This window comes from Aeromonas sp. QDB39 (assembly GCF_027707585.1).
Taxonomy (GTDB): domain Bacteria; phylum Pseudomonadota; class Gammaproteobacteria; order Enterobacterales; family Aeromonadaceae; genus Aeromonas; species Aeromonas hydrophila.
Genome location: NZ_JAPCIV010000002.1, coordinates 180,532 through 198,012, shown reverse-complemented (window position 1 = coordinate 198,012; position 17,481 = coordinate 180,532). Strand labels below are relative to the sequence as shown.

14 protein-coding genes and 1 tRNA gene are annotated in these 17,481 nt (G+C 63.0%); 7 read left to right on the top strand and 8 right to left on the bottom strand.

The features are described from left to right. Positions 1-128: 128 nt before the first annotated feature. Complete coding sequence (locus PG899_RS02075; protein WP_190284214.1) at positions 129-584, bottom strand: YchJ family protein; 456 nt, start codon at positions 582-584, stop codon at positions 129-131. A gap of 131 nt (positions 585-715) precedes the next feature. Between PG899_RS02075 and PG899_RS02070 the strand changes: the two genes are divergently transcribed. The 4 genes from PG899_RS02070 to PG899_RS02055 all read left to right on the top strand — a co-directional run bounded on the left by PG899_RS02070 (position 716) and on the right by PG899_RS02055 (position 5,972). Further along, positions 716-2,383 carry a methyl-accepting chemotaxis protein gene (locus tag PG899_RS02070; protein WP_190284215.1) on the top strand — a complete coding sequence of 556 codons (1,668 nt, stop codon included), beginning with the start codon at positions 716-718 and terminating at the stop codon, positions 2,381-2,383. Positions 2,384-2,514: 131 nt separating this feature from the next. Continuing rightward, positions 2,515-3,726, top strand: coding sequence for an ROK family transcriptional regulator (locus PG899_RS02065; RefSeq protein ID WP_024944477.1), 1,212 nt, complete (start codon positions 2,515-2,517; stop codon positions 3,724-3,726). Then, on the top strand, positions 3,723-5,306 hold the full coding sequence (locus PG899_RS02060; RefSeq protein ID WP_190284216.1) for an ATP-binding protein: 1,584 nt from the start codon (positions 3,723-3,725) through the stop codon (positions 5,304-5,306). The genes PG899_RS02065 and PG899_RS02060 overlap by 4 nt, the downstream gene beginning before the upstream one ends. Beyond that, positions 5,307-5,972: a response regulator gene (locus tag PG899_RS02055; protein WP_011706286.1), complete on the top strand. Its 666-nt coding sequence runs from the start codon at positions 5,307-5,309 to the stop codon at positions 5,970-5,972. 78 nt (positions 5,973-6,050) lie between these two features. Here PG899_RS02055 and PG899_RS02050 read toward each other — a convergent pair whose 3' ends face one another. The 6 genes from PG899_RS02050 to PG899_RS02025 form a co-directional block, all read right to left on the bottom strand. Beyond that, positions 6,051-7,583 (bottom strand): tripartite tricarboxylate transporter permease, encoded by a 1,533-nt coding sequence (locus tag PG899_RS02050; protein WP_190284217.1) that lies wholly within the window; start codon positions 7,581-7,583, stop codon positions 6,051-6,053. A 9-nt stretch (positions 7,584-7,592) separates the two neighbouring features. Further along, positions 7,593-8,054 (bottom strand): tripartite tricarboxylate transporter TctB family protein, encoded by a 462-nt coding sequence (locus PG899_RS02045; protein WP_190284218.1) that lies wholly within the window; start codon positions 8,052-8,054, stop codon positions 7,593-7,595. A 42-nt stretch (positions 8,055-8,096) separates the two neighbouring features. Next, positions 8,097-9,062, bottom strand: a complete 966-nt coding sequence (locus PG899_RS02040; protein WP_190284219.1) for a tripartite tricarboxylate transporter substrate binding protein — start codon at positions 9,060-9,062, stop codon at positions 8,097-8,099. A 230-nt stretch (positions 9,063-9,292) separates the two neighbouring features. Further along, the gene (locus tag PG899_RS02035) at positions 9,293-10,825 is read right to left on the bottom strand and encodes a lytic transglycosylase F (RefSeq protein WP_190284220.1); all 1,533 of its coding nucleotides are present in this window, start codon (positions 10,823-10,825) and stop codon (positions 9,293-9,295) included. Between the two features lie 202 nt (positions 10,826-11,027). Continuing rightward, positions 11,028-12,713 carry an aspartate:alanine antiporter gene (locus PG899_RS02030; RefSeq protein WP_011706282.1) on the bottom strand — a complete coding sequence of 562 codons (1,686 nt, stop codon included), beginning with the start codon at positions 12,711-12,713 and terminating at the stop codon, positions 11,028-11,030. Positions 12,714-13,488: 775 nt separating this feature from the next. Continuing rightward, positions 13,489-13,564: transfer RNA gene (locus PG899_RS02025), tRNA-Asn, on the bottom strand. Between the two features lie 135 nt (positions 13,565-13,699). On the opposite strand from PG899_RS02025, the gene uvrB reads away from it, so the two are divergent. From uvrB to PG899_RS02010, 3 genes are all read left to right on the top strand, one after another. Then, complete coding sequence (gene uvrB / locus PG899_RS02020; RefSeq protein WP_011706281.1) at positions 13,700-15,712, top strand: excinuclease ABC subunit UvrB; 2,013 nt, start codon at positions 13,700-13,702, stop codon at positions 15,710-15,712. Further along, the gene (locus PG899_RS02015; RefSeq protein ID WP_190284221.1) at positions 15,709-15,978 is read left to right on the top strand and encodes a YkvA family protein; all 270 of its coding nucleotides are present in this window, start codon (positions 15,709-15,711) and stop codon (positions 15,976-15,978) included. The genes uvrB and PG899_RS02015 overlap by 4 nt, the downstream gene beginning before the upstream one ends. Before the next feature lie 157 nt (positions 15,979-16,135). Then, positions 16,136-16,789: a DedA family protein gene (locus PG899_RS02010; protein ID WP_011706279.1), complete on the top strand. Its 654-nt coding sequence runs from the start codon at positions 16,136-16,138 to the stop codon at positions 16,787-16,789. An 87-nt stretch (positions 16,790-16,876) separates the two neighbouring features. On the opposite strand, the gene dsbB is transcribed toward PG899_RS02010, so the two are convergent. After that, entirely contained in the window at positions 16,877-17,398 is a 522-nt protein-coding gene (gene dsbB, locus PG899_RS02005) for a disulfide bond formation protein DsbB (RefSeq protein WP_016350563.1), read from the bottom strand. Between the last annotated feature and the right edge of the window lie 83 nt (positions 17,399-17,481).

Genomic DNA, 17,481 nt, shown 5'->3' with positions numbered 1-17,481 from the left:
ATGGGCCAAGTTAATGTTCGCAAACGCTCAAGTTAAGGGGTGTTAATGAGCAAATCGTGATTGTTGTCACACTCCAGCAACAGCAGAGGGGGCCGCTGGGCCCCCTCTGTCGACACGAGTCACAGCGCTCAGCCGCAGCACTTCTTGAACTTCTTGCCGCTGCCGCAGGGGCAGGGGTCATTGCGCCCCACCCGCAGCGGCGCCGGATCCTGCTCGCCGTCGGTGTAGACCCAGCGCCCCTGATGGCGCACGAAGCGGGAGCGCTCATGCAGGCAGTGGCGCTCTTCACCTTCCATGAACCAGGCCTTGAACTCCACCATGCCAAGGGTGTCAGCGGGGCCGCCCTGGCTGGCGATGATCTCGAGCCCGTCCCATTGGGTGTCGGTCTGGGCGAGCTGCTCCGCAGTCAGATCCCCTAGATAGTCGGGATGCCAGCTGTGCACCAGGTACTCCCCCAATCCCAGCACGAAGGCGCTGTAGCGCGAGCGCATCAGCTGCTCCGGGGTCTGGGCGGCGGCGCCCCGATGCAGTGATCCACAGCACAATTCGAGAGAAAGAGTTGAACCGCAAGGACATTTGTTCATGTGTCTGGCCATCAGAGTCGATAGATATAGAGGGCGGGGATTGTAGCGAAAGCGGGTCCCCGTCGACCAGCATCCTATACTGGTCTGGTAGGAACGGAACGCCCATAAAAATAGCTGCAAGGATGTGAAAGATGACGCTAAAGCAGAAAATTCTGTTGTTGGGAGCCGTCCCCGTGCTCCTGATGGCCCTGGTGGTCAATCTCAGCAACTACATGATTTCAAAGAGTGACCTGGAAGCCGATCTGGTGGTGGCACGAGAAAATGCCATCAAGGATCGCAAGGCGTTGCTCAGCAGCTACCTGATGCTGGCCAAGACGGCCGTCGACACGGCCTACAACCAGCCAGACACCCCGGAAGCGCGCAAGCAGGTGACCGAGCTGCTGCGGCCGCTGCGCTACAGCAGTGACGGCTACTTCTTCGTCTACGACTTTCAGGGCAACACCATACTGCTGCCCACCCGCCCCGAGATGGAAGGCAAGAACCGCTGGCAGGACAAGGATGCCAAGGGCAAGCTGCTGATCCAGGAGATCGTCAAGGCGGCGCGCCAGGGGGACGGCTTCTCCGAATACTGGACCGCCAAGCCCTCCATCGGCCGGGATGCGCCCAAGCTCTCCTTCAACCTGGTGCTCGACAAGTACCAGTGGGTCATCGGCACCGGTTTTTATATCGACGACATCGACAACGAGCTGGCGGTGCTGCGCACCGAGCGCGAGAGCAACATGCGCGATTCGCTGCAGAGCAGCGTGCTGCTGATCCTGGTGATCCTGGGGGTGACCCTGGCCGCCACCGTGGTGATCGGCAACCGGGTCACCCGGCCGCTGGCGGATGCGGTCTCGGCCCTCAACGACATCGCCGACGGGGAGGGGGATCTGACCCAGCGCCTCAAGGTACAGAGCCATGATGAGATTGGTCAGCTGGCCACCGCCTTCAACCGCTTCGTGACGAGGATCCAGTCGGTGGTGAGCCAGGTGGGGGAGACCAGCAATCACCTGTTCAGCGCGGTGGAGAAACTGCACCACCTGAGCGAGCACTATGACCATCAGATGCACGGCCACAGCCGGGAGACCGATCAGGTGGTCACCGCGGTGACCGAGATGAGCTCCACCGCCCAGGAAGTGGCGGCCAGTGCCTCCAACGCGGCCACCGCCACCAGCGACGCGGCGCGCGAATCCGATGCGGCTCGCGGCGTGGTGGGCACCGCCATCAACAGCATCAACCGGCTGGTGGGCGAGGTGCACACCGCCTCCGGCGTCATCGAGCAGCTGGCGCAGGAGACCGCCAAGATAGGGTCCGTGGTGGAGGTCATTCGCGGTATTGCCGAGCAGACCAACCTGCTGGCGCTCAACGCCGCCATCGAGGCGGCCCGGGCTGGCGAGCAGGGACGCGGCTTTGCGGTGGTGGCGGACGAAGTCCGCTCGCTCGCCGGTCGCACCCAGCAGAGCACCAAGGAGATCAACGAGATGCTGCAGCGCCTGCAGGGCGGGGTGAAACAGGCGGTGGACGTGATGCAGGCGAGCGAGGAGCGCAGTCAGGAGACGGTGCAGGAGGCGAGCCACATCGCCACCTCCCTCGACAGCATGGTGATGGCGGTCAGCACCATCAACGACATGAACATCCAGATAGCCACCGCCGCCGAGGAGCAGCACGCGGTCTCCGAGGAGATCAACAAGAACCTGGTGGCCATTCAGCAGATCGTCAGCGAGCTGACCGACGCGGCGGTCGAGTCCAACAGCACCACCCGCGATCTCGCCAGCACCGGCGACAAACTGCGCAAGCTGGTTTCCCAGTTCCGCTACTGATGGGGTGACAAGAGGGGGATGTCCCTCACAAGATGCGGCCTGAACCCCGGTTCGGGCCGCACTTTATTTGGGGATTGACCAATAATATGTGAAAATTGCCCCCCTCTGTGTCAGCCCTTGCCCCGTACCCTATGAATGAGATCGTGAAAGGCAGTATCGATTTGATCCGTCAGCTCAACTATGGCCTGGTCTATGCCAGCCTGGAGGAGCACAAGGAGCTGTCCCGTACCGATCTCTCCCGCTTGACCGGCCTCTCGCCTGCCAGCATCACCAAGATCACCCGCGAGCTGCTCGACGGCGGTCTGGTGGTCACCTGTGGCGAGAGCTCGGTGGGGCGCGGTCGCCGCCAGACCTTGCTGCGCATCAACGAGCGCCGCTTCCAGTTTCTCTCTATGCGCCTTGGTCGCGGTTATGTGGACATGGCGCTGTTCGATCTGGCCGGTCGCTCGCTTGCCCGTCATCGCCATGTCTTCAGCGAAGGGGAGCGCGCCGACCTGCTGGCCAGTCTGGTGCGGGCCATCGAGGGCTTCTTGCCCAAGAAGGCGCTGCGCCTCGCCTGCATCGCCCTCTGTCTGCCGGGGCAGGTGGAGCGCCACTCCGGCATGGTCAAGCACTTCCCCTTCTACGATCTGCGCAACTGGCCGCTTGGCCCCACCCTGCAGGAGGCCTTCGCGGTGCCCGTGCTGGTGAGTGGCGACGTGCGCACCTGGATCCAGGCCGAGCGCGAGTGGGGCGCCGCCAAGAACTGCGCCGATGCAGTGCTGGTGTTCGTGCACAACGACATCGGGGTCGGCATGGTGGTCAACGGCCAGCTCATCGAGAGCGAGTCGGCCCTGCTCGGCGATCTCAGTCACCTGCAGCTCGAACCCTACGGTCAGCGCTGTTATTGCGGCGGCTTTGGCTGTGCCTGCACCCTGGTGACCAATCAGGCGCTCGAAGCCCAGTACCGGGATCTGCGCGAGCGGATGCAGGAGTACGATCTGCCCGAGAGCGTCACCATCCGCGAGCTGTGCGAGCTGGCGCTGGCGGGCAACAGCCTCTGTCAGGACATCCTCCATCAGGCGGCGGGGCGGCTCTCCCGGGTGCTCTCCAACCTCATCTGCCTGCTCAATCCGGGCAAGCTGCTGCTGGGGGGGGAAATCACCCGCGCCGATCGGCTGCTGTTTCCCATGCTGCACCAGTCGCTGGCAAGCCAGTTGCCGGCCGAATACCTGGTGCGGCTGCAGATTGAATCCACCCACTTCTACGAAGATCCCACCAAGCCCACCTCGGTGCAGGTGCACAAGGCCCTGCGCGACGGCAGCCTGCTGCTCGACTTGTTGCGAGGCGACAAGGAGGCATGAAGTTGGGGTTGCAAGGACGCATCCTCCTCATGCTCTGTCTGGTCAGTCTGCTGCAGCTGGTGCTGCTGAGCGGGGCCAGTTATTACTATGTGTCCGAACAGCGCTACCGCGAGGTGGGGGATCAAGCCCTCGATGTGGCGCGGCTGGTGGCCCGCGAGCCTGGCGTGCTGGCCGGGGTGAAGCGGGCCGATACCGCCCGCCTCAACGTGCTGGTGGAGCGGATCCGCGCCGAGGTGGGTGCCAGCTACATCGTCATCGGCGATAAAGACGCGCGCCGGCTGGTGCACCCCAATGCGGATCGCATCGGCCAACCCATGATGGGGGATGATCCGAAGCGGGCGCTGCAGGGGGAAGCCTACATCTCCCGCGCGCAAGGGTCACTCGGGGTCTCGGTGCGCGGCAAGAGCCCCATCCGCGATGAGCTTGGCCAGATCATCGGGGTGGTCTCGGTCGGTTATCTGGTGCGGGATATCGAGGCGGATCTGCAGGGGTTCCTGCGTTTCGGCCTCGCCATGACCCTGCTCATCGTGCTGCTCAACAGCCTGGCCGCCGCCTGGCTGGCCCGCCGTTACAAACGGGCCATCCTTGGCTTCGAACCCGAGCAGATCGGCCGCCTCTATGCCGAACTGGACTGCACCCTGCGCAGCGTGCGCGAGGGGATCCTCACCATCGACGAGCAGGGCTGGCTCACCTCCCTCAATCCCAATGGCATCCGCCTGCTGCGCCTTGACGAACAGACGGCCCGGGCCGCCATCGGCCAGCCTGTCACCCGGCTGCTGCCGGAGAGTCGCATGCTCTCCCTGATTCAGGATCCGCGCCCGCAGTTTGACGAGGAGATAGTGCTCAACGGCCAGTCCCTCATCGTCAACCGGCTGCCGCTGGTGCGCGATGGCAAGCTGATCGGTGCAGTGTCGAGCTTTCGGCGCAAGGACGAGCTGGCCGAACTGAGTGCCCAGCTCTCCCAGGTGCAGGCCTACAGCGATCTGTTGCGGGTGCAGACCCACGAACACCACAACCAGCTCGGCACCATCGCCGGGCTCATCGAGCTCGGGGCCACCCGCGAGGCGCTTGCCTTCATCGGGCGGGAGGCGGCCACCGAGCAGAGCCTGCTCAGCTTCCTGCTGCGCGCCATCGCCAAGCCCAAGGTGGCCGGCCTGCTGCTCGGCAAATACCACAGGGCGCACGAGCTGGGGCTGGTGCTGGAGGTGGACCCGGATTCCCGCCTGCACGACATTCCCCTTCGCGTCAGCGGCTCCCAGCTGGTGACGGTACTGGGCAATCTCATCGACAATGCCTTCGAGGCGACCCGTCGCCACGGTGCCCCCTACCAGCCGGTACGGGTGGCGCTGAGCGATCTCGGCCAGGATCTGATCCTGGAGGTGGAAGACGGGGCGGGGGGGATCGATCCCGCGCTGGCGGATCGCCTGTTCGAGCGGGGGGTCAGCAGCAAGGCGGAGCCGGATCACGGCATCGGCCTCGCGCTGGTGCGCAAGACCCTGGATGCCCTGCAGGGGACCATCACCATCGAAGCCACGGCGCAGGGAAGTTGCGTCGTCTGTTACATTCCCAAGGAGGTGTGAGTGATCAAGATCCTGATCGTCGAGGATGACCCGGCCATTGCCGAGATCCACCGCCGCTTTGTACAGCGGCTGGCGGGGTTCGAGGTGCTGGGAGTGGCGCTCACCCTGTTCGATGCCAGGGAGCAGATAGAGATCCTCAAACCCGATCTGGTGTTGCTGGACGTCTGGCTGCCCGATGGCGAGGGCTTTGCCCTGCTGCGGGAGCTGCGCCAGGCGGGGGCTTCCCTCGACGTGATACTGCTCACCGCGGCGCGGGAGGCCGGCGCCCTGCAGGAGGCGATGCGGCTCGGGGTGGTGGATTTCATCCTCAAACCCGTGGTGTTCGAGCGGCTGCGCGACACCCTCGACAAATATTGCCAGAACCGCGCCGCCCTGGCGGCGCTGGCCGACATCGATCAGCAGGCGGTGGATGCCCTGCTGGGGACACCGTTGCAGCAGGTGGCGGCGGGCGGCCTGCCCAAGGGGATTGACGGGCTTACCCTGCAGCGGGTGCTGGCGGCGCTGGGGTCGCAGGGGGCCAGTGCCGAGGAGATAGGCGGCCGGGTCGGGGTGAGCCGCACCACGGCGCGCCGCTATCTGGAATTTCTGGTGGGCCAGCAACTGGCGAGCCCGGAGTTGGAGTACGGCACAGTGGGCCGGCCGGAGCGACGTTATCGCCAGCCCTGAGCGAATTGCCACCCATCTCGTCTTGCCAATAAAAAAGAGCGCCTGTCGGCGCTCTTTTGCTGAGTGAGATCCGCCAACTCAGCTCGGCTCGGATTGCAGCTTGGCGGCCGGTGCGCGGCGCGCCTGCCACCACTGCCACACCGGCAACAGCAGCATCACCAGGGTGACCAGAGTGAAGGCGAGGGTGATGGGGCGCTCCCACAGGAAGCTCAGGGAGCCGTCGTTGATCACCAAGGCCCGGCGCAGGTTGTCCTCCAGCATGCCCCCCAGAATGAAGCCGAGCAGCATGGGCGCCATCGGGAAGTCCAGCAGGCGCAGGCCGATGGCGATCAGCGCCACCAGCGCCATCACATAGATGTCCATGGTGTTGAAGGAGACCAGATAGACCCCGATGAGCGAAAACAGCAGCACCATGGGGATGAGCACGGGGCGCGGCACCTGCAGGATCTTGGCCAGATAGGGGATGAGCGGCAGGTTGAGGATCAGCAGCACCACGTTGCCCAGGTACATGGAGATGATCACCGACCAGAACACGTCCGGGTGCTCCATGAACAGGCGCGGGCCCGGCTGGATGCCGTAGGCGATGAGGGCCCCCAGCATCAGCGCCGTGGTGCCGGAGCCCGGGATCCCCAGGGTCAGCAGCGGCACGAAGGCCCCGCTGGAGGCAGCGTTGTTGGCCGCCTCCGGCGCGGCGATGCCGGTCAGGCTGCCCTTGCCGAACTCCTCCTGCCTGCGCTTGCTGGCGAAGTTGCGCTCGGCGCCATAGGCCATGAAGGAGGCGATGGTGGCGCCAGCCCCCGGCAGCACGCCGATGAGAAAACCCATCACCGAGGAGCGGGCGATGGGGGGCGCTATCTCTTTGACCTCGTCCCTGCTCAGCTTGAGAGATCCGAGCTGCTGGATCTTGCGCGCCTCCTCCTTGCTGGTGTCCTTGCCCGGGCGCAGCACCGTCATCAGGATCTCCGCCAGGGCGAAGGTGGCCATGGCCAGCAGCAGGAAGGAGAAGCCGTCGCGCAAGTCCGGCAGACCGAAGGTGAACCTGTCTACCCCGACACTGCGGTCGATGCCGACGGTGGAGAGCATGATGCCGAACAGCGCCATGATCAGCGCCTTGAGCACCTGGCCCTTGCCGGCAAAGGCCGCCACCGCCGAGAGCCCCAGCACCATCAAGGCGAAGTAGTCCGCCGACTGGAACGAGAGGGAGACCTTGGCCAGCAGCGGCGCCGCCACCATCAGGAAGATGGCGGACAGGGTGCCGCCGGTGAAGGAGGCATAGGCGGCGATGGCCAGCGCCTTGCCCGCCTGCCCCTTGCAGGCCAGCGGATAGCCGTCGATGGCGGTGATCATGCTGGCGGAGCAGCCCGGGGTGTTGATCAGGATGGAGGAAGTGGAGCCGCCGAACATGGAGCCGTAATAGACCCCGGCCATCAAAATGATGCCGGAGGCGGGATCCAGCCCGTAGGTGATGGGGATCATCAGGGCGATGGCGGTGACGGGCCCAAGGCCCGGCAGCATGCCGATGAAGGTGCCGACGAAACAGCCGACGATCACCATGAAGATGTTGATGGGCATCATGGCGGTGCCCAGTCCTTGCAAAATACCGTCTAACATGGGTTCTCCTTATCCCAGCAACTGGGTGAACAGCCGGCCTGGCTCGAGGTAGACGTTGAGCCCCTTGGTGAGCAGGGCCCAGAAGATGAGGGTGAACGGCAGGCTCACCTTGCAGGCGAAGGCGAGGCTCTGCTCGCCCATCAGCCGGATCCCGCCGATGAGAAACAGGGTGGTGGCGACCAGAAAGCCGAGCCAGCCAAGGGCCAGGCCGTAGGCCAGCATCAGCAGCAACAGGGCGAACACCAGCCGCCAGTTGCCGGTTTCTCGTTGCAGATGCTCGCCGCCCGGAAAGCAGATCAGCAGCAGGGAGAGCAGGGCGCCGGCGCCGGCCAGGGCATAGGGCAGGGTGCTGGCGGTGAAGGGTTCATATTCATCCCCGGGGTAGCCGGGGATCTGGGTGGCGTGATAGCCGTAGGCGAGGGAGAGCAGCAAAAACAGCAGCCCCCCGAGTCGCTCCTTGGTCAAATGCATGGGATGACTCCGATGGGCGGGCCAGGCCCGCCGACAGTGGGATTACTTGATGAAGCCGAGTTCGCGCATCAGGCCGCCTATCTGCTGCTCCTGCTGGATCAGAAAGGCGGTGAACTCGGGGCCGGCCTGATAGAGATTGGTCCAGTTGTTGCGGGCACGGACCGTCTCCCACTCCGGCTTGTCATACATCTGCTTGAGCAGGGCGGCGAATTCGGCCGACTTGTCGGCGCTGACGGCGGGGGAGGCGAAATAGCCGCGCCAGTTGGCAAAGACCGTGGGGTTGCCCTGCTCGCTGAAGGTGGGCACCTCGCTCGCATCCGGCATCCGGGTCGGTGCCGTCATGCCTAGGATCCGCATCTGGCCCGACTTGACCGCCTCCATCGCCTCGCCAAAGCCGGTGGAGAGCACCTGGGTTTCCCCTGCCAGCACCGCCGCCATGGCGCTGCCGCCGGCATCATAGGCCACGTAGCGCAGCTTGCCGGCATCGGCCCCGGCATTCTTGAAGGTCATGGCCGCCACCAGATGATCCAGGCTGCCATGGGCGGAGCCGCCGGCAATCTTCACCTTGGCGGGGTTCTCCTGATAGGCGGCCAGCAGCTGGGGCCAGCTCTGATAGGGGGAGTCCAGCGGCACGGCCAGCGCCTGGTAGTCGGCGATGATGGCGGCCACCGGGGTGAGATCCCGGAACGATTGCGGCAGCTCCTTGGAGAGGGATTTGACGATGATGGGGGTAGAGTTGACCATCAGGGTCTTGTCGGACTGGGCCGACGTCTCGATGAGGTGAGCGATGGCCTTGGCGCCGCCACCGGCCGAGATGTTCTGGTAGGAGGCGGTGGTGATGAGGCCGGATTTGGTCAGCGCCTCGCCGGTGCCGCGGGCGGTGTTGTCCCAGCCGCCGCCGGCGCCGCCCGGAATGAGGAAGTGGATTTCGTCGATCTTGGCCTGGGCGCCGAGGCTGGCGCCCAGCAGGCAGCAGAGCAACGTGCGTTTGAGGGTTCCTTGCAACATGGTGTACTTCTTGTGATTGTTGCGGGAAGGTTAATTAATCGTGACTGGTCGGCAAACAATCTGACCGTAATGGCTATTAAGGCTGTTGTGGTCATTGTGTGCATTCTGGTCACGGCAGGGTGAGGCAGGGTCATGACGGGGCTGAAGGTCGCCAGAATGGTACTACGGTGACGGCTGAAAAGGCGCGAGGCTCCCCGTCTGACGGGGAGCCTCGCGGATGACGGGCTGGCTTATCCCTGTGATGCGGGAGCGGCGGAGACCTTGTCGCCACCGGAGCCCTGCTGCTTGATGGCCTCGGTCGCCTGTTGCCTGCGCTGCAACTGCTCCATCACCAGCTTGTAGGCGATGTAGTACTTGTAGATGTTGCCGACGTAGGTGACGGTTTCCGGCCCTATTTTCTCCGCCGCCACATACTCGACGTTGTGAAACCAGACGTTGGGATCCAGCCCCCGTTTCTTGGCCTCGGTGCGCAGCCGCGCCACCCGGGCGGGGCCGGCGTTGTAGGAGGCGAACGAGAAGAGTGCCTTGTCGAGGGCCGTCATGGGCTCGTCTGCATAGTAGTGGTCGATCATCCAGCGCATGTATTTGACACCGCCGTGGATGTTGGGCTCGAGCTGGCGGATGTCGCCCACTTTGAGCCCCTTGCCGGTGGCGGGCATGATCTGCATGATGCCGATGGCGCCGACGTGGCTGCGCGCCTTGTGATTGAGGGCCGACTCCTGATAGCCCTGGGCCGCCATCAGCAGCCAGTCCACCTCGTACTTCTCGCCATATTCGCGAAACAGATCCACCACCTGCAGAAACTTCTGGCGCTCGGCATCGGCGGCGGCGCTCTTGACGAACTTGTTCTGCTTGAGATAGCGGGCCAGGATGGCGTCACCGCTGTGTTTGCCGCGCAGGGCGGCTATCTGTTCATTGAGCATGGCCAGCAACTGCGGACTCTCCTTGCGCACCGCCCAGGCGATGACCCCCCCTTGGCGGAACACTGGCTGCTCATGGATGCGGATGGCGGGGAAGATCTTCTGCCAGAACCGGGCCTTGTGCTCATCCATGACGATGAAGGGCAGCAGGCCGGCATTGACCATCTCCACCAGATCTTCATCCTCCAGCGCCTCCGGGGCCGGCTGGATGTCGACAAGCGGCTCTCCCGCCGCCTTGCGCGCCTGGTTGTAGGCCGTGAGGCTCTCGAAGTAGCTGGAGGAGGGCCTGACGTAGACGGTCTTGCCCCCCAGATCGGCGGCGCTCTCCACCTTGGGAGAGGCCGGTCCCGAGATGAGCAGTTCCCGCACGTTCTCCAGCAGAGGATCGGTAAAGAGCACCCCCTGCAGTTTGCGCCGCTCGGTGATGGTGAGATTGGCGGCGGCGATGTCGCCCTTGCCCGCGATGAGGGCTTCCAGCAGGGCTTCGCGCGCTACCGGGATGAAGACCATGTGCAGCTTGAGATGGCGCTTGAGGCTCTTTTGCTTGCGCAACTGCTCGTTGAGCCGCTTCTCCACCTCGATGAAGGCGTCGTAGGTGACGCCCCGCTGCACCCCCTTGTAGATGAAATAGCCAGTCTTGTTGTAGGTGGTGAGCACCCGGATGGTGCGCCGTGCCAGCATGGCATCGAGATCGCCAAGCAGGGGCTGGGCCAGCTGGTCGCTGCTAAAAGCCAGGGCGGCCGGCTCGGGCTCGGCTTCCTCTGCGGGGGAGGTTTGCGCTGCCGTGGCGGCCTGCAGCGGGCCGCACAGCAGCCAGCCCAGAAGGATCCATAACCGTATCATGACGATGCCCTCGTGTGTTTCATTGAGTGTAAGCGGCATGGGGCGGGCGCTTTAGCTCATTGGGTTTGGTCGGTGAGGGGCACATAGCACGATAGGCCCTATCCGGCGGGAGCGAACGAATGGGTGTTTGGGAGCCATAAACGAAAAGGGGAGCCATAACGGCTCCCCTTGAGTTGGTGTACTTGGTGCGAGATCGTCGGCGCTAGAACCAGAAGCCGATGATGAAGGAGCCCGCCAGAGTCAGCATGACGTTGGCCACCGCATAGGTGCCGGCATAGCCGAGCGCCGGGATGGAGCTGTTGGCCGCCTCGTTCACCACGTCCATGGCCGGGGCGCAGGTGCGGGCCCCCGTGATGGCGCCGAGCAGCAGAGCCGGGTTCATCTTCAGCACCCAGACCCCGAACAGGTAGCCCACCAGCACCGGCAGGGTGGTCACCAGCATGCCGGAGAAGAGCACCACGGCACCGACCTGGCTCAGGTGATCCAGAATGCCGCCGCCGGCTTTGAGGCCGGTGCTCACCATGAACACCGCCAGACCGAGATCCTTGGCCAGACGCAGGGCGCCCGGTGGCACATAGCCGACCGTGGGGTGGTTGGCGCGCAGGTAGCCCATCAGGATCCCCGCCAGCAGCAGGCCGACGGCGTTGCCCAGCCCAAACTCCAGCTGGCCGAACACCAGGGAGACGGAACCTATCAGCAGCCCCAGCACGAAGAAGGTGGTGAAGGCCACCAGATCCGTGGTCTGGCTGTGGATGCTGATGAAGCCGATCTTGTTGGCCAGCAGCTTGACCCGCTGCTTCTCGCCGCTGATCTGCAGCACGTCACCCTTTTGCAGCATGATGTTGCGATCAAACGGCATCTCGATCTGGGAGCGCACCACCCGGTTGAGGAAGCAGCCCTTCTCGGTGAGGTTGAGCTCCACCAGATGGCGACCCACCACCGCATCGTTTTTCACCACTATCTCTTCGGTGACGATCTGCAGGTCAAGCAGGTTGCGGTCGAACACCTCCTTGCCGTTGCGGTAGTTGACGTCGAGCTTCTCGTGGCTCTCGGGGTAGCCCACCAGGGCGATCTCGTCCCCTTCCTGAATGACGGCGTCGCCATCCGGGCTCGCCAGGATGCCGTTGCGGCGGATCCGTTCCACGTAGCAGCCGGTGTGGGGGTAGATGCCGGTCTCGCGCAGGGTACGGCCACCGATCCAGGCCGCCAGCTCCGGGCCGACCCGGTAGGCACGGATGATGGGCAGGTAGGTCTTGCGGCTCTCGTTGTCGGAGAGGCCGCGCTCGCGGGCGATCTTCTGCGCCTCGGTGTTGAGGTCGAGCCGTGCCAGCGAAGGCAGGTAGCGCACCACCAGCATCAGGCCGACCAGCCCCACCAGATAGGTCAGTGCATAGCCGATGCCCATGTTGTCGAGCACCGACTGCATGTCGGTCTGATGGGGCAGGTTGAGCAGGCCGCTGCGCAGGGCATCCTGCGCGCCCACCAGCGCTGGGGTCGAGGTGAGCGAGCCGGCCAGGATGCCGGCGGCCATGCCCGGCCCCAGGTTGAAGAACTTGGCCAGCCCCACGGTGAGGAAGAGGGCGGTCAGCAGGATCACCAGGGTGAGGGTGATGTAGTGGATGCCGTCACGCAGGAAGACGCTGAAGAAGTGCGGCCCCGCTTCGATCCCCACGCAGAAGATGAACAGCATGAAGCCGACGTTCTCCGTAGTGGCGGTGAATTCGAAGCCCATCTGGCCGAACAGCAGGGCGGTAAACAGCACGCCGATGGTGTTGCCGATCTGGAAGTTGCCGAACCTGACTTTACCGAGCAGCAGGCCGAAGGCCAGTACCACGAACAGCAGCAGGGAGTCGCTTTGATGTAGCAGTGTCACAAAATCTATGGTCATGCCCGGAAAAACCGAGGAAAAAAGTGGGGCCGATATTGTGCCGGATCCCTCACCAATAAAGAAGCGTCAAAGGAGGATTAATCGGCACTAACCCGCCACGCAGCCCGCCTGTGTGAGGGAAACTGCGGGGCGGGTCTGGTGATGACCTCTATTTCCCTCTGCCAGCCCCGCTGTCAATTAGTGATTCCTGCTATCTGTGATCCTCGTCTTTCCGCTCTGCTTGAAAATTTATTCTCTGCTGTTTGGCAGGGCGGTTTCCTGGTTTTTCAGCACATCTGACTGAAGGGGGGGGCATGAGTCCGGGAGCTGATCGGTGGGTGTCGAGAGGGAGTGACCCATGTTGTGCGGGATGGCGAAAAGATATCTGCAAAAGGCATCTGTCGGCGGCGATGGCAACCCATTCAGGGGGGCGCTCAAAAACAGCAGAAAATCAGGTCGACAGGGAAAAACATCGCCCGTCGCTGGCAATGGCCTGCCAGCCTAGGCCGTCATTGGCTTTGCTCTACTTACCCACAGAATCTGTGGATAACCCTGTTCATGAAACTTGGTGATCAGGCTGTATCCCGCGCCAATACTGGGCTGCAAGGACTGTTCAAAAAATACCTGAGATAAATTGTTTCTATAAAAATCAAATAGTTAGGCGCAGCAGAACAAAACGCTGCCGGGGCGGATGCGGAATCAAAAGGGAGGCGTCACCGCGGGATGCGGCTTGTGCATTAAAATTGGCAGAGGAAAGCACTAAAGTGGATAACTTGCACCGAGATGGTGAGGAGATTGGCTCCCCCGACTGGACTTGAACCAGTGACATACGGATTAACAGTCCGCCGTTCTACCGACTGAACTACGGGGGAACATCAGGCAAGGAGGAGCATCATACAGAGGTCGTATTTCGAGGTCAATAGCCGCTTCTTCCGGCAGAGTGGATACCCAGTCCACCCCATCTCGGAGTACACTTCTGCTCTTGCGTTTTTTTGCCGGGAGTCGTCATGAGCAAGTTATTCCAGCTGGCCAGCCAGTTTCAACCCGCCGGGGATCAGCCAAGGGCCATCGCCCAGCTGCTCGATGGCATCGAATCCGGCCTTGCCCATCAGACCCTGCTCGGGGTAACCGGCTCGGGCAAGACCTTCACCATGGCCAACGTCATCGCCACCCTCAATCGCCCCACCATGATCCTGGCTCCCAACAAGACCCTGGCGGCCCAGCTCTATGGCGAGATGAAGGAGTTCTTCCCAGACAACTCGGTGGAGTATTTCGTCTCCTACTACGACTACTACCAGCCGGAAGCCTATGTGCCGACCACCGACACCTTCATCGAGAAGGATGCCTCCATCAACGATCACATCGAGCAGATGCGGCTGTCGGCCACCAAGGCACTGCTGGAGCGCCGCGACGTGGTGATCGTCGCCTCGGTGTCGGCCATCTACGGTCTGGGGGATCCGCAAGCCTACCTCAGCATGATGCTGCATCTGAAAGTGGGGGACCTGATCAATCAGCGGGATATCCTGCGCCGTCTCGCCGAGCTGCAGTACACCCGCAACGACATGGCCTTCCAGCGCGGCACCTTCCGGGTGCGGGGCGAAGTGATCGACATCTACCCCGCCGAATCGGACAAGCTGGCCCTGCGGGTGGAGCTGTTTGACGAGGAGGTGGAGCGACTCTCTCTGTTCGATCCGCTGACCGGCGCCATCGAGCAGACGGTGGTGCGCTACACCATCTACCCCAAGACCCACTACGCCACCCCGCGCGAGACTATTTTGGGGGCCATCGAGCACATCAAGGAGGAGCTCAAGAGCCGCCGTGAGCAGCTGTTGTCGCTGGGCAAGCTGGTGGAGGAGCAACGTATCAGCCAGCGTACCCAGTTCGACATCGAGATGATGCAGGAGCTGGGCTACTGCTCGGGCATCGAGAACTACAGCCGTTACCTCTCCGGTCGCGCGCCCGGCGAGCCGCCGCCCACCCTGTTTGACTATCTGCCAGGGGACGGCCTGCTCATCATCGATGAATCCCACGTCACGGTGCCGCAGATCGGCGCCATGTTCAAAGGGGACAGATCCCGCAAGGAGACTCTGGTGGAGTACGGCTTCCGGCTCCCCTCGGCGCTCGATAACCGGCCGCTCAAGTTTGACGAGTTCGAGGCGCTGATGCCGCAGACGGTGTTTGTCTCGGCCACCCCCGGCCCCTACGAGCTGGAGAAGTCCGGCGGCGACGTGGTGCAGCAGGTGGTACGCCCCACCGGCCTGCTCGACCCCGAGATCGAGGTGCGTCCGGTCACTACCCAGGTGGACGACCTGCTCTCCGAGATCCGCAAACGGGTGGCGGTGGAGGAGCGGGTGCTGGTCACCACCCTCACCAAGCGGATGGCGGAGGATCTGACCGAATACCTGGCGGATCACGAGGTGCGGGTGCGTTATCTGCACTCCGACATCGACACTGTCGAACGGGTGGAGATCATTCGCGATCTGCGCCTCGGCAAGTTCGACGTGCTGGTGGGGATCAACCTGTTGCGAGAGGGGCTCGATATGCCGGAGGTCTCGCTGGTGGCGATCCTGGATGCGGATAAAGAGGGTTTCCTGCGCTCCACCCGCTCCCTCATCCAGACCATCGGCCGGGCGGCGCGCAACCTCAACGGAAAGGTCATTCTCTACGGGGATACCATCACCAACTCCATGCAGGTGGCGATCGAAGAGACCGAGCGGCGCCGTGCTCTGCAGCATGCTCACAACTTAGAACATGGCATCACCCCGACGGGGCTCAACAAGTCGGTGGGCGATGTGATGGATATGGGTGGCAGTCGCAGTGCGGGCAAGAGCGGGCGGGGCAGTCGCAAGGCCGCCGAGCCGCAAGGGGAGTACCATGCCCGCTCCGCCAGCGAGATCAGCAAGGAGATCAAGCGGATGGAAGAGCAGATGTTCCAGCATGCACGGGATCTGGAGTTCGAGCAGGCGGCAGCGCTGCGGGACCAGATCCAGCGGCTGCGCAACGAGTTGATCGAGAGTTGAGCGCCTTGCCGGGCACCCGACGCTGGCTGATCTGGCGGCGTTTGCGCCGCCTCTATCAGGGTTTTCGCCACCCTGATACCCCCTGGTGGGCCAGGGGACTGGTGATCCTGGTCCTGCTCTACGGTATCAGCCCGCTGGATCTCATCCCCGATGTGGTGCCATTTGTTGGCTGGCTCGACGATGCGACCCTGCTGCTGCTCCTGTTGTGGGGTTGGGAGTTATGCCTGCCCGGTGCTGTGAGGGCGGTGCTCGCCGAACGGGAGTAGGCCGCCTTGGCCGTGCCCGCTGCATCGCCCGTTGATTTGATGAAAAGTGTCATGCTGGTTGTGTTTGGGCGTGATAAGAAAGAGCATGGTGGGGGAGATTGTGGCGCTCAATGCATTGGCGTAGACTCCACGCCGTTCACTTTATGGGTATGAGAAAATGGATCTGATCCTGTTTGCGATTGATTTTATCCTGCACGTCGACGTGCACTTGAAAGAGCTGTTTGAAAACTATGGGATCTGGGTTTACGCCATCCTGTTTCTGATCATCTTCTGCGAGACCGGACTGGTGGTAACCCCCTTCCTGCCGGGTGACTCCCTGCTGTTTGCCGCCGGTGCGCTCACCGTGGGCAGTGTGCTGGATGTGCATACCCTGGCCGCCGTGCTGATCATCGCTGCGGTGCTCGGCAACGTGGTGAACTACACCATAGGTCACTTCTTCGGCGAGCAGCTGTTTCGCAATCCTGACTCCAAGATCTTCCGGCGGGATTATCTGGACAAGACCCATGCCTTCTACGCCAAGCATGGCGGCAAGACCATCATCATCACCCGCTTCCTGCCCATCGTGCGCACCTTCGCGCCCTTCGTGGCGGGCATGGGTGCCATGACCTACCCGCGCTTCCTGGCGTTCAATCTGGTGGGCGGTCTGTTGTGGGTCCTTTCATTCGTCTATGCCGGCCACTTCTTCGGCAATCTGCCGGTGGTGCGTCAGAACTTTACCCTGCTCATCTTCGGCATCATCGGCATTTCGCTGCTGCCCATGGTGATCGGCATGGTGAAGGCCAGAATGAACGCCAGCAAGGCGGCGTCCTGAGCACCCTGCTGCCTGGCTGATGAAGCAAAATGACATAATAAAGAAGGGAGCCGCTGGCTCCCTTCTTTATTTGTACTGCTATCGGGCTTAGCTGCAGCAGCGACCCTTGACCAGATTACCGATGGCCACCACGACGAACACCAGCAGGTAGGCGGCGAAGATGGCCACCAGCCACTGAGGCATGGAGAAGCTCAGGAACTGCCAGGTGACCTCACTGCAATCGCCATCCGGGTAGAACATCCAGGGGATCCACTGATCCAGCGGCGCCCAGCTCGGGAAGTCGACAAAGCCTTCGCAGACGTTGAAGGGGGAGGGATTGACCTGATAATCCACATGCTTGAGCGCCAGTTTCAGGCCCCAGAAGGCACTGGAGCCCCACAACAGCAGAGCGCTCCAGCGCACGTACCATTTCTGCGGTGCCACCATGCCGAGCAGCCCTGCGGTGAGGACTCCCAGCGTGGCGATCCGCTCATAGACGCACATGACGCAGGGATGCAGGCCCAGCACATGCTGGAAGAAGAGGGCGCTCAACTCGAGGAACAGGGCAGAGGCTGCAAGCAGACTCCAGGCCAGGCGATGGGCGGCAATACGGCGCAGAAACTCTATCATCTGGTTGATCTCACAGAAAAAACAGTGGCTGAATTAGAGCAGAGCAGGGGCCAAAAGGAAAGGGCCCGCATGGGCCCTTATGG